General features: G+C 60.3%; 12 protein-coding genes. 5 read left to right on the top strand and 7 right to left on the bottom strand.

Going from position 1 to position 12,083, the window contains the following annotated elements:
* The first annotated feature begins 33 nt into the window (after window positions 1-33).
* Both CFBP5499_RS03020 and CFBP5499_RS03015 read left to right on the top strand, forming a co-directional pair.
* Window positions 34-1,005, top strand: a complete 972-nt coding sequence (locus CFBP5499_RS03020; RefSeq protein ID WP_080825682.1) for a VOC family protein — start codon at window positions 34-36, stop codon at window positions 1,003-1,005.
* Between the two features lie 300 nt (window positions 1,006-1,305).
* Window positions 1,306-2,235, top strand: a complete 930-nt coding sequence (locus CFBP5499_RS03015) for an IS110 family transposase (protein WP_080825684.1) — start codon at window positions 1,306-1,308, stop codon at window positions 2,233-2,235.
* A gap of 374 nt (window positions 2,236-2,609) precedes the next feature.
* Here the strand turns inward: CFBP5499_RS03015 and CFBP5499_RS03010 are convergent, their stop codons facing one another.
* The 4 genes from CFBP5499_RS03010 to CFBP5499_RS02995 form a co-directional block, all read right to left on the bottom strand.
* On the bottom strand, window positions 2,610-6,077 hold the full coding sequence (locus tag CFBP5499_RS03010) for a chromosome segregation SMC family protein (RefSeq protein ID WP_080825686.1): 3,468 nt from the start codon (window positions 6,075-6,077) through the stop codon (window positions 2,610-2,612).
* An 84-nt stretch (window positions 6,078-6,161) separates the two neighbouring features.
* Window positions 6,162-6,842, bottom strand: coding sequence for a DsbA family protein (locus tag CFBP5499_RS03005; RefSeq protein ID WP_080817471.1), 681 nt, complete (start codon window positions 6,840-6,842; stop codon window positions 6,162-6,164).
* 128 nt (window positions 6,843-6,970) lie between these two features.
* Complete coding sequence (locus tag CFBP5499_RS03000; RefSeq protein WP_080827437.1) at window positions 6,971-7,492, bottom strand: DUF721 domain-containing protein; 522 nt, start codon at window positions 7,490-7,492, stop codon at window positions 6,971-6,973.
* Window positions 7,493-7,519: 27 nt separating this feature from the next.
* A complete protein-coding gene (locus CFBP5499_RS02995) occupies window positions 7,520-7,984 on the bottom strand; it encodes a hypothetical protein (RefSeq protein WP_080825687.1) in 465 nt (154 codons plus the stop codon).
* Window positions 7,985-8,110: 126 nt separating this feature from the next.
* On the opposite strand from CFBP5499_RS02995, the gene mutY reads away from it, so the two are divergent.
* Both mutY and CFBP5499_RS02985 read left to right on the top strand, forming a co-directional pair.
* Window positions 8,111-9,223 carry an A/G-specific adenine glycosylase gene (gene mutY, locus CFBP5499_RS02990; protein WP_080827438.1) on the top strand — a complete coding sequence of 371 codons (1,113 nt, stop codon included), beginning with the start codon at window positions 8,111-8,113 and terminating at the stop codon, window positions 9,221-9,223.
* Window positions 9,220-9,831 carry an HAD family hydrolase gene (locus tag CFBP5499_RS02985; RefSeq protein WP_080825688.1) on the top strand — a complete coding sequence of 204 codons (612 nt, stop codon included), beginning with the start codon at window positions 9,220-9,222 and terminating at the stop codon, window positions 9,829-9,831. Before mutY ends, CFBP5499_RS02985 begins: the two co-directional genes overlap by 4 nt.
* A gap of 33 nt (window positions 9,832-9,864) precedes the next feature.
* Here the strand turns inward: CFBP5499_RS02985 and CFBP5499_RS02980 are convergent, their stop codons facing one another.
* Complete coding sequence (locus tag CFBP5499_RS02980; protein ID WP_080825689.1) at window positions 9,865-10,155, bottom strand: type II toxin-antitoxin system RelE/ParE family toxin; 291 nt, start codon at window positions 10,153-10,155, stop codon at window positions 9,865-9,867.
* Window positions 10,156-10,157: 2 nt separating this feature from the next.
* Window positions 10,158-10,409, bottom strand: a complete 252-nt coding sequence (locus tag CFBP5499_RS02975; RefSeq protein ID WP_080825692.1) for a type II toxin-antitoxin system ParD family antitoxin — start codon at window positions 10,407-10,409, stop codon at window positions 10,158-10,160.
* Here CFBP5499_RS02975 and CFBP5499_RS02970 point away from each other — a divergent pair.
* Window positions 10,399-10,593 carry a hypothetical protein gene (locus tag CFBP5499_RS02970; protein WP_175416595.1) on the top strand — a complete coding sequence of 65 codons (195 nt, stop codon included), beginning with the start codon at window positions 10,399-10,401 and terminating at the stop codon, window positions 10,591-10,593. The genes CFBP5499_RS02975 and CFBP5499_RS02970 overlap by 11 nt on opposite strands.
* Before the next feature lie 191 nt (window positions 10,594-10,784).
* On the opposite strand, the gene CFBP5499_RS02965 is transcribed toward CFBP5499_RS02970, so the two are convergent.
* Window positions 10,785-11,930: a site-specific DNA-methyltransferase gene (locus tag CFBP5499_RS02965; RefSeq protein ID WP_080825694.1), complete on the bottom strand. Its 1,146-nt coding sequence runs from the start codon at window positions 11,928-11,930 to the stop codon at window positions 10,785-10,787.
* Window positions 11,931-12,083: the final 153 nt, after the last annotated feature.

Genomic DNA, 12,083 nt, shown 5'->3' with positions numbered 1-12,083 from the left:
TAAGCCATTCAAATCGCTGCAAAGAGATTATTCATGCAATTTACCCGCCGCCATACGTTGAAATTTGCCGGAATTTCCTGTGCCGCCACCGCTCTTGCCGGTGCGCTCAAAGCAGAAGGGGGTGCTGCCCCCGCAAATGCCGCCCTGCCCTTCGCCTTGACGACACCGATACATGTGGGTCAGGCGGCACTGCGTGTGCGCGAACTTGACCCGATGATCGAGTACTACCGTTCGGTGCTGGGCATGAACGAGGTGGAGCGCACGGCAAGGGGCGTGACGCTCGGTGTCGGAAGCGTGCCGCTGCTCGATCTCGTGCACAAGCCGGCGGCGGATTTCGAAAGCCCCACCTCTGCCGGCCTGTTCCACATCGCCTATCTGATGCCCTCCCGCAAGGATCTGGCACGCTGGCTGGTGCACGCGGCGCTGAAGCAGGTGCCTCTGTCAGGTTTTGCCGACCACAATGTCAGCGAGGCGATCTATCTCAACGATCCAGAGGGCAACGGCATCGAGGTTTACAGCGACCGGCCGAAGGACACATGGGTCTGGAGCGGTAACGTGGTGAAGATGGGCACGGAACCACTCGACGTCGATGATCTCGTGACGCTGACCGATACCAAAAAAAGCGACTATGAGACCGCCCCGGCCGGGATGCGCATTGGCCATATTCACCTGCGCGTCGGCGAAATCGCCACTGCCCGCGCCTTTTATGAATCGGCGGTCGGTCTGCGACCGACGCAGGATGCGCGTTCGGATGCGTCATTCCTCTCTTCCGGTGGTTATCATCACCATCTGGCCGTCAATACGTGGAACAGCCGGGGCGCGAAGGAACGCAATACCATGGAGACCGGTCTCGACTGGTTTTCACTCACTATTCGCGATGCGGCCGATCTCGAGGCGCAGAAGGAGCGGCTGCGGGCAGCTGCGTATGTGCTGGTGGAGATGGAGAATAATGTGGTGGAGGCGATCGACCCCTGGGGCACGCGGCTGCGGCTGGTGCCGGGGTAAGTGACGGTAGGCCTCCCTGCGGCATGCGCGGAGAACTCGCACACTGCGCGATTGGCGGTTGCAGCAGGCCAATGGTTTACAGGGATTCGCTGCGTCTCCTTCTTCCGTCATTCCGGCCCTGAGCCGGAATCCTGTGTATTGGCTTTGTGATATAAGGAGAGTGGGCGGAAGGCCGTCGGAATCCTGGTCGTTTGAGACCGCCTGCTGGCTTTTGGACCTCCGCCCACCTTTATTGATCCCAGCCTGAACAGTTGATTGAGGCCGTTGGCGCGGACCTCGTAGCACAGGATGAGGCTTGCCATGATACACCCTGTTTACATCGGATGCGATGTCTCAAAGGCACATCTCGATCTTTTCGATACCATAACCCAAAAGCACATCCGCATACCCAACACCGCCGTTGCCATCGACGAATGGCTCTCCACCCTTGAGGGACGTGAGGCGCGCGTCATTCTGGAAGCAACCGGACGCTACGACCGGCTCCTGTGCACGGCATTGGAAAGGTGGCAACGACCCTATTGCCGGGTCAATCCAGCCAAGGCCCGCAATTTTGCAAGAGCCACCGGCCAGCTTGCCAAAACCGATAGCATCGATGCACGACTGCTGGCGCGTATGGGCGAGGCGCTTTCGCCAGCCGTGACGCCGGTATCCGATCCGGCCAGACAGCGGCTGGAAAGCCTGCATACGCGCCGTGACCAGCTCGTGGCCATGCGCCAGCAGGAACGTGTACGTCTTCATACCGCAGATCCATCGGAGCGCGACAGCATCGAGCGCCACCTCGGCTGGCTCAATAGGGAGATTGCAGTGGTCGAAAAAGAGTGCCAGTCCCATGTCCGCGAGAATGCGATGCTGAGTGAACAAAGCGAAAGACTTCGCTCCATTCCCGGCATCGGCCAGGTCACGGCATTTACTCTGATGGCTCACATGCCGGAACTGGGTGACAGCTCTCCTGGTAGCATGGCAGCTCTTGCAGGACTTGCTCCCTTCAATGCCGATAGCGGCATCCATCGCGGCCAGCGTCATATCCGCGGTGGACGAAAACGTGTGCGTGACGCCCTCTACATGGCCGCACTGGTGGCCTATCGATTAAAGTCGTCCTTCGCATGCCTCATTCAAACCATGCAGGCCAGAGGCAAACCATTCAAGATCATGATCATCGCCATCGCCCGCAAATTGCTCGTCATCGCAAACGCAATTCTTAGGGATAAAACCACCTTCAAAACAGCCTGAAACAATATTCACCAATACAGTTGCCAGCCGACGCGTCTGCGCGACGGGAAGAGTCTTATCAGCCCAAGGACTTGGGCTGGCTGGATACCGGCTCAAGGCCGGTATGACGTAGGAAGTTCGCTCCCCGGAAACGACTACCAGCCATACAGCCACCTCTCTCTGTGAACGGAAAAAGAAAGCCTTGCGAGGCCACGGCAGCGGCCCCGCAAGGCATTCCATCCGGTACAGGAAACCGGATGGTGGGGTCCGGAGAGAGCCCTAAGCTTGTGACCAATACATAGCAAAATGCCGCGAGATGTCGCTCACCCGAATGGGTGAGACAGCGAGATAAATTGACAATGAGCAAAAGTCGGAACTGGTCCCGAACAGCCGCCTCAGACAGCTTCGCGCAACTGTTCGGCAGTCTGCAAATCCACGGAGACGAGTTGCGACACGCCCTGCTCTGCCATGGTGACACCGAAGAGGCGGTTCATGCGCGCCATGGTGATGGGATTGTGGGTGATGATGACGAAGCGGGTTTCGGTGGAGGCCACCATTTCATCCATCAGGTTGCAGTAGCGCTCGACGTTATGGTCATCAAGCGGCGCGTCCACCTCGTCCAGCACGCAGATCGGCGCGGGATTGGTGAGGAAGACCGCGAAGATCAGCGCCATGGCCGTCAGCGCCTGCTCGCCGCCTGACAGTAGCGTCATTGTCTGCGGTTTTTTGCCCGGCGGGCGGGCGAGGATTTCGAGGCCGGCTTCCAGAGGATCGTCGGATTCGATCAGCTGCAATTCCGCCGTGCCGCCACCGAAAAGATGGGTGAACAGCCGCTGGAACTGTGAATTGACCACATCGAAGGCGGCAATCAGCCGCTCACGGCCCTCGCGGTTGAGGTTCTGGATACCGGCGCGCAGCTTGCGCACGGCATCGATGATGTCATCCCGCTCCTTGATCAGCGCCTCGAGCTTGGCGGAAAGCTCGGCCTGCTCTTCCTCGGCACGCAGATTGACCGCGCCCAGCCTTTCGCGCTCGATTTTCAGCCGGTCGAGATCGCGCTCGACATCGCGCATGTCAGGCTTCGGCTGGTCCGGGCCAAGGCCGGTCAGGCGAAACGCCATATGCGGCTCGGTATTCAGCGTTTCGCGGATGCGTTGCTCGGCCTCCTGCCGTTTCTCACGGGCGGAAACAAGTCGTTCTTCGGCGCGGCCGCGCTTTTCGCGGGCTTCGGCTAATTCGGAAAGCGCCGTTGCCGCCACCCGGTCGGCGGCGCGCTGCAGGTTTTCGGCCTCTGCCAGCCGGTCGGCGGCGGCGCGGCGGGCGTCTTCGGTCTTCTGCAATTCGTTGAGGAGGTTGCGGCGTTTCTCGTCGAATTCCTCCGGCGCGATGTCCAGCTCGGCAATTTCCTCGCGCGCCTCTTCCTCGCGTTCACGGAGCGTGGCTATATGGTCGGAGGCGCTTGCCGCGCGCGACTGCCAGGTGGAACGCTCCTGCCCTATTGCCTGAATTCTGCGCTGGCGGCTTTCCGCCTCGCGGCTCACGCCCTCGTGACGCGCGCGGGCCTCCGCCAGCAGGCCGCGGTCGGTCGCGACTTCGAGCTGGCTTTCACGCAGCTTGAGATCAAGCACGGAAAGGTCAGGCGCATCTTCCATTTCGATGCGGGCATTGTCTTCCTGAATGGCGATCTCGTCGATCTGCGCGCCGATCTGGTTCAGCGCTTCGGAAACGATATCCCGGCGGCGCAGCAGATCGCCTGAGGCCCGTTCGGCTGATGTCAGCGCCTCGCGCGCCTCGGCAAGCTGACGGGTCGCGAGCCGGCTTCTGTCACGCACATCCGACAGCCGCAATTCGCTGCTTCTGATGTCTTCGGTTTTCGCGGCAAGCTGGTCTTCCGCCTCTTCCAGAATGGAGCGGGCCTCATCCAGTTCGCCTTCGATTTCGGCGAGGCGGTTCTTCTGCGACAGGCGCAGTGCGGCGGCACCCGGCGCATCGGCGCTGGCGATGTGGCCATCCCAACGGAACAGGGCGCCCTCGCGCGTTACCAGCCGCTGGCCAGCCTTGAGTGAAGGCAGAAGCCGACGAGCCTCCGCAACGTCTGCAACGACACCGATCTGTGCAAGGGCACGTCTAAGGGCATCCGGCGCCTGCGCATGATCCAGAAGCGGTTTTGCACCCTGCGGCAGGGCAGGATCTCCAGCGCCATCGCCATTGCCGCCCCAATAGGCGGGGGCGCTCGCATCGAGCGGGCTTTCGAGATCGTCGCCGAGTGCCGCGCCAAGCGCGGCCTCGTAACCGCGTTCCACCGTCATTTCTTCCGCCACGGGCGTGAAACTGCCATTGGCAGCGGCGCTGGAGGCAAGCATTTTCGTAATGGTGCGTGCTTCGGTATCCAGCGCATTCAGCCTGTTCTTCGCCGTTTCCAGCGGCCCGCGCGCCAGTGCTTCGGCGGAACGCGCCTCGGCAACGGCGGCCTCGGCCTCTTCCACGACGATCAAAGCGTCCTCAACGGCAATCTCCGCCGCCTCCACCGCTTCACGTCGCTCGGCGGGGTCGGGAAGACCGGAAAGTTTTTCGTCGATGGCGTCGATCTCGGTGGATGCTTCCTGCGATTGCCGCTCCAGCCTCAGCTTGCGATCGGAAAGATCGCGGATCGCCCGCTCCAGTTGCTGGCGGCCGGCAGCGGCTTCCGCGCGTTCGGCGGTGATGGTGGTGAAGATGGCTTCGCTTTCCGCCAGCTTGACGGCAGCGGCTTCGAAGGCTTCGCGCATCTCCTCGGCGTGGCGACCGGAATCGGAGAGGATTTCGAGGAGTTCGGCCTCCTCCTCATCCAGCCGTGCGAGTATCTGGGCATTATCAGAGACAAGCCGTTCCTCGCGGACGATATCCTCACCAAGCTGCGAGAGACGGCGCGCCAGTTCGTCACGGCGGCGTAGCAGCCGGTTTGCCTCGTCATCCAGCTGGGTGCGGGCGATTTGCAGGCGTTGCAGGGCGGCGGCCACGCGGGCCTCGTCCTCGCGCAGTTCCGGCAGTTTCAGGCTGGCGATGCCCTGCTGCTTGGCCGCTTCCATCTGGCCTTGAGCCTTTTCGGCGACGATGTTTGTGGCCTGGTTGAGCGCGCTTTCCGCCTCGCCTTCGGCTTCCTTCGCTTCCACCCAGCGGATGTGCAGAAGGGTGGCCTCACGGGCGCGGATATCGGCGGACAACATCTTGAAACGGTTGGCCTGCCGCGCCTGACGCTTCAGGCTTTCGATCTGGCTTTCAAGCTGGGCGGTCACATCTTCCAACCGCTCCAGATTGGTCTCGGCGGCGCGCAGGCGAAGCTCGGCCTCGTGGCGGCGCGAATGCAGGCCGGAAATGCCGGCCGCCTCTTCCAGCAGCTGACGGCGGGCCTGCGGCTTCGCATTGATGAGTTCGCCGATACGCCCCTGCCCGACCATGGAGGGCGAACGCGCGCCGGTGGAGGCATCCGCAAACAGCAGCTGCACATCCTTGGCGCGGGCTTCCTTGCCATTGATGCGGTAAACGGAGCCGTTTTCGCGCTCGATGCGGCGCGTCACCTGAATTTCATCGGCATCGTTGAAAGCGGCGGGCGCGGTGCGGTCGGAATTGTCGAGATAAAGGCCGACTTCGGCGGTGTTTCTGGCCGGGCGGTTGCCGGAGCCGGAAAAGATGACGTCATCCATACCGGATGCGCGCATGTTCTTGTAGGAATTCTCACCCATCACCCAGCGCAGCGCTTCGACCAGATTGGACTTGCCGCAGCCATTCGGGCCGACGACGCCGGTCAGACCGGGCTCGATGATGAATTCCGAGGGTTCAACGAAGGATTTAAAACCGACGACGCGGAGCTTGTTGAACTTCATGCCGTCACATCCCGGCAAGAAGATAGGCAATAAAAAACGGGCGCGCGGAAATTTCCGCCGCCCGTCTCTTTCAGGCTTCGGTGATCAGAGCAGCTTGTCGATGACAGCCGACATGGTTTCAACCGACATGTCTCCTGCGTATTTCTTGCCGTTGATGATGAAAGTCGGCGTAGAGTTGACGCCGAATTCCGTCGCACCGCGTTGCATGGTTGCGTTCACATCATCCAGAAGTTTCTGGTTCGTCAAGCAGGCCTCGAAAGACTCCTGTGAGAAACCGGCCATTTTCGACATTTGCAGCAGGGCGGCACGCGCATCCTGGGCGACAGCCCAGCTCTGCTGCTGCTTGAACAGCATGGAAACGAAGGGGAAATACTGACCTTCCGGTGCGCAGCGCGCCAGCATGAAGGCGGCAGCGGCGCGCGGATCGAACGGGAATTCGCGCAGCACGAAATAGACCTTGCCGGTATCGATGTACTTCTTCTTGATTTCTTCGAAGGTCTTGTTGTGGAAGTTGGCGCAGTGCGGGCAGGTCATCGACATATATTCGACGATCTTGACGGGTGCGTTGGCATCGCCGAGCGCTGCTTCCGGCAGCGGGCCGGGCTTCATCACCGCAGCCATGTCCACATCACCGGTGGATTCAGGCAATTCCTGCGCCTGGGCAATACCGGGCGTGAAGGCAAACGGCAGGGCCGTGGCAAGGGCGGCAAGGGCAACACCGCCGAGAAGGCTGCGACGGGAAATGGTCAGTTCGGGAAAATGCATGAAAGCACCTGTTGGTAATAGACTCTATTGTCCGTTGATTCCGATATAGCGACGGCCTGTTCATCACAAGCGGAGTTCTGGACTCTTCTTGTCAAAGAATTGTGACCAGTCAAGGACAACCGCCCCGATCAAATGCTTCGGCCAGGCGGCTTCTTCTGCAAGACCGCCGTGCCAAGCCGTCCCACCGCCTTGCGCAATGCCTCGCTTTCAATACCGTTCATCATGTCATCGAGACGTTTTGCCGCATCACCGCGCAAGGGCTGCGGTTTGCGCCGGCGGGTGATGGCCTGCGACACCGGCTTCTGCACGATCCTGATCTGGCGCACGGCCGGGAAGCCAAAAAAACCGTTGATGCGGGCGATGAGTTCGCCCTGCGCATGGGTGAGAAACAAAGCGCGCGCGCCTTCGCAGGCGATCGTCAGCACGCCGGGCTGATAACCGCCGCGATCCGGCCCTTCGTCGCGGCGCGGCCAGGTGATCTTTTCCGGCCGCGTGCAATCGGCAAAATCGTCGCCGGCGATCTCGTCCCAGGAGCCGAGCAGCGCCGTATTGATGCCCGCCCGTTTCGAGAGCACCGGGTCCATGATGCCATTGGCGACTTCGGCGATCTGCACGACGCCTTTGCGGAATGAATCTGCGGGTTTCTTCATGCTCTCCTCGACAAAGGCCAAGCGGCCTCAAGCGGTCGCGCCATCGTCATCTTCTTCTCCGCGCAACAATGCGCGGAATCGTCGCCAGTCGCGGCAGGCGCCCAAGCGTATCATTCTCACCGCCAAACATCCAAAGAGGAAATAGGCCACGGCCAAAAACTTCAGATGCGATATTCCCGGCTTATCCGAGATAAGGGCGATCGCCAACATGAGTGTCAGCACAACGCAGAGATATATCCACAGGCCATGGCAGAAAATCGCCCAGAAACCGGTTTCGACAATTCGAAAGCGGCGCGAGGGCCTGCCTCTCATCCTCTCGAGTTCACGGATTTCGCCGATGAGGCGAGACACCACAAACGCCACGCTGTTTTGCCGTCCGAAATACAGCCGGCCAATATGGTTCAACAGGCCTCCAATCAGGCACAGGGCCAACAGAATCCCGATAACATAAAGCAGCGGTTGGGGTATATTATCCAGCAGCGCGTTCAGCATGGGCTCTTCCTCCAAAATCGGATCATGGGTTTCGATGTCGTGGCGTTCGTTTCCAAATGCGGTTTTCCACGCCGCCGCGGCAGGCTGCTGTTGCAGATTGCCGTGCCGTGTCTATGTTCAGCGGCAATGAACACACATACGCGGCAACCCATATCACATCCGACAGCGGAACAACTTCTCGCATGGTACGACCGGCACCATCGCGAACTGCCATGGCGCACGTCTCCCGCCATGGCAGCACGGGGAAAACGCGCCGATCCCTATCACGTCTGGCTGTCGGAGGTCATGCTGCAGCAGACGACGGTGCAGGCGGTTAAACCCTATTTCCTGAAGTTTCTCGCCGCATGGCCAAGCGTCAGCGATCTGGCGGCGGCGCCGGTCGAGGATGTGATGGCGGCCTGGGCGGGGCTCGGTTATTATGCACGCGCACGCAACCTAAAAAAATGCGCCGAAGCCGTGGCGCGCGACCATGGCGGCATCTTTCCAGACAGCGAAGAGGGCCTGAAGGAATTGCCCGGCATCGGCGACTACACCGCCGCCGCCGTGGCGGCCATCGCATTCAACCGGCAGGCGGCGGTGATGGACGGCAATGTGGAACGCGTCATTTCCCGCCTCTTTACCATCGACGCCCCCCTGCCCGGCTCAAAACCGGTGATGAAGGCGAAGGTGGCCGCGCTGACACCTGCCGACCGGCCGGGCGATTTTGCGCAGGCGATGATGGATCTCGGTGCAACGATCTGCACGCCGAAACGGCCGGCCTGCGCGCTCTGTCCGTTCAATGCCGGCTGTCTTGCGCTTGCCCATGACGAGCCGGAGCGTTTTCCGGTCAAGGCCGCGAAGAAGGCCAAGCCTGTGCGGCTCGGGGCCGCCTTTGTGGCGGTGAATACAGAGGGTGAGATTCTGCTGCGGCGGCGCATCGACAGCGGGCTTCTCGGCGGCATGACCGAGGTGCCGACAACGGCGTGGACCGCACGGATGGATGGCGGCACGGAGGTGAGCCACGCGCCCTTTGCCGCCGGCTGGCAGGTGGCGGGTGTCATCGTGCATGTCTTCACCCATTTCGAACTGCGTCTGACAGTCTATCGCGCACAGGTTTCGGATAACCTTCAAACCGGACCGGATGACGGATGGTGGGAGCCGGTTACAAATCTTGACGCGCAGGCGCTGCCAACGGTGATGAAAAAAGTCATTGCAGAGGCTATTCCATCCGCATTCGATGAACGCAGGAAAGTTCGATGACCAAGATTGAGCATATCGTATTCGACATCGGCAAGGTGCTGATCCACTACGATCCGCATATTCCCTATAGCCGCCTCATTCCCGATGCCGACGAGCGCCAATGGTTCTTCGACAATATCTGCACCCATGACTGGAACCTCGAACAGGATCGCGGCCGCCGCTGGGAAGACGCCGAGGCGCTGCTGGTGGAAAAATTCCCGGAGCGCGAGGAGCATATCCGCTCCTTCCGCAAATTCTGGCACGAAATGGTCTCGCATTCCTATGACGATAGCGTCGCAATCATGGTTGGCCTGATCGACAGCGGCCATGATGTAACGATGCTGACCAACTTCGCCTCAGACACTTTTCGCGAGGCACATAGGATGTTCCCGTTCCTCACCTTGCCGCGCGGCGTGACGGTTTCCGGCGACGTGAAGCTTTTGAAGCCGGATGTGGCGATCTACGATCTGCACGCAAAGGAATTCGACCTCAATCCGGCCACCAGCCTCTTCATCGACGATACGCTCGCCAATGTCGAAGGCGCCAAGGCCGCCGGCTGGCAGGCCGTGCATTTTACCGGCGCGGAAAAGCTGAAGCAGGATCTGCGGGCCTATGGGGTGGCGGTGTAGGACACCGGCCCTGATATTGCTTGAGGCCATGGATCAGGGTTCATTCACCCAGTCCTCATGCCCATGGCGCACGCGGACGATGAACACTTCGTCGTCCGCGTCCACGCTATAGACAACCAGATGCGACCTGAAGCGATGGATGCGCAACGGCGGTGATAATTCGTGCCGTTCGCGCGCCATGCGCGGATTGAGGGAGAGCAGATGGAATACCGCATAAAGTTCCCGGTGATATTTTCGCGCCTGCGCGGGTCCGAATATCAGGATGCCTTCTTCAGCTATGCGAATGACGTCCTCTTCCGCGAGCAGCGACAGGCGAAAACCCATGATTAGCCGATATCGCGTTTCGCTGAACGGGCCTCAGCCTCGGCGAACAAGGCGTCCTGCGATCGATCACCAGTGCCGCTCTGCAATCCTTCGTCCACCAGGCGCTGCATGGCGGTGATCTTCTCGCCTCGCTCCTGATCCCTGCGGATGAGATCACGCACATAGTCGCTGGCGTTGGAGTAACGGCCCGTTTTAGACTGCGCCTCGACCCAATCCTTCATCTGGCCGGGCAGCGATATATTCATGGTCGCCATCTTCATCTCCTTCGATGATAAGATGGCGAGTTTGGCAAAGTTTGTCAAAATCGATCGGAAAAGAAATTGGCGCAGGCGGCAATGGCGGTCGCCGGCCTGCGCCAGTCCTGCCGCAAGCGGCATCGGACGCAATGTTTTTGTGAGCTTTCCGAACCGGATTTTCACAACCACTGCTCTGATTTGAGACAATATTGCTCGTCTCTTGCGCGAAACTTGTCTGACTAAAGTTTTATATTCGAAAATACCAACGCCCGACACCAGGGTGCCGGGCGTTGGTCGTTCTCTATCCGGGACTGAAGGTACTAAACCGGACAGAGACGTATTCTGACAAGGGCGGGCGGTGGATCGTCCGTCTTCAGCCTTTCGGGCTTTCGACTATTCGGCCTTTGCCATTTCACTGCGAATGATGGTTCTGAGATCATCGATTGGCTTCAGTTCGTCGCCGTCCTCGAAATGCCAGAACGTCCATCCGTTGCATGCGTCGAGACCCTGCACCTTCGCGCCGAGGCGGTGAATGGAGCCGGCGGTTCCGCCGGATGCAAGCGTACCATCGGCACGAATAATGGCGCTATAACGGCGTCGTGCATCCGTCAGCACCTGGCCGGGGCGGACGAGGCCGCTTTCCACCAGCGTGTTAAAAGCAACGCGCGGCTCGGCCTTTTTGCCGGTCATGACGGTCAGTTCCGCCTTGCCGAGCGGCTCGACGGCGGCGATGCGGGCGGAGGCCGCATCGATGTATTCCTGTTCACGCTCGATGCCGACGAAGTGGCGGCCGAGGCGTTTTGCAACTGCACCGGTGGTGCCGGAACCGAAGAACGGGTCGAGCACGATATCGCCCGGCTTGGTCGATGCCATGATGATGCGCGCCAGCAAGGCTTCCGGCTTCTGGGTGGGATGCACCTTCTTGCCGTCGTCGCCTTTCAGCCGCTCATTGCCGCTGCAGATCGGGAACAGCCAGTCCGAGCGCATCTGCACATCGTCATTGGAGGCCTTCAGTGCATCGTAGTTGAAGGTGTAGCTTTTGGCTTTCGGATCACGGCTTGCCCAGATCATGGTCTCATGGGCGTTCTGGAAACGACGGCCCTTGAAATTGGGCATGGGGTTGGTCTTGCGCCAGACGATATCGTTGAGGATCCAGAAATCGAGGTTCTGGAGCATGGCGCCGACGCGGAAGATATTGTGATAGGAGCCGATGACCCAAATGGTCCCGTTCGGTTTCAGCACGCGGCGGCAGGCGAGCAGCCAGGCACGGGTGAAGGCGTCATAGGCCTCGAAGGAAGCGAACTGGTCCCATTCGTCATCGACAGCATCGACCAGCGACTGATCGGGCCGGTGCAGCGTGCCGCCAAGCTGGAGATTATAGGGCGGGTCGGCGAAAATCGCATCCACCGACTGGCTCGGGAGGGCATCCAAGGCAGCGACACAATCACCTTTGATGATGCTGTCTTTCCAGGCGTCACTCTCGCCCGCACGATCAAAACCGGCACGCCGAAAATCGGCCAGCGGAAAAACTGCTGCCATTGGTACTCGCTCCATACGCTTACTCTCTACTGATGCTTATGGTTACCGAAGATGGTTATCAAAGCCTGAACAAGTCACGGAAAATGCGAAATAAATGGCTGTCGCAGCGAGCCGGTCGGATTTACGGCGGCAGGCGGGGAACCCGAAGCGCGG

The sequence above is a fragment of the Agrobacterium tumefaciens genome (assembly GCF_005221325.1).
Classification (GTDB): domain Bacteria; phylum Pseudomonadota; class Alphaproteobacteria; order Rhizobiales; family Rhizobiaceae; genus Agrobacterium.
The sequence above is the reverse complement of the archived record's forward strand: the minus strand, read 5'-3'. Positions and strand labels throughout refer to the sequence as shown.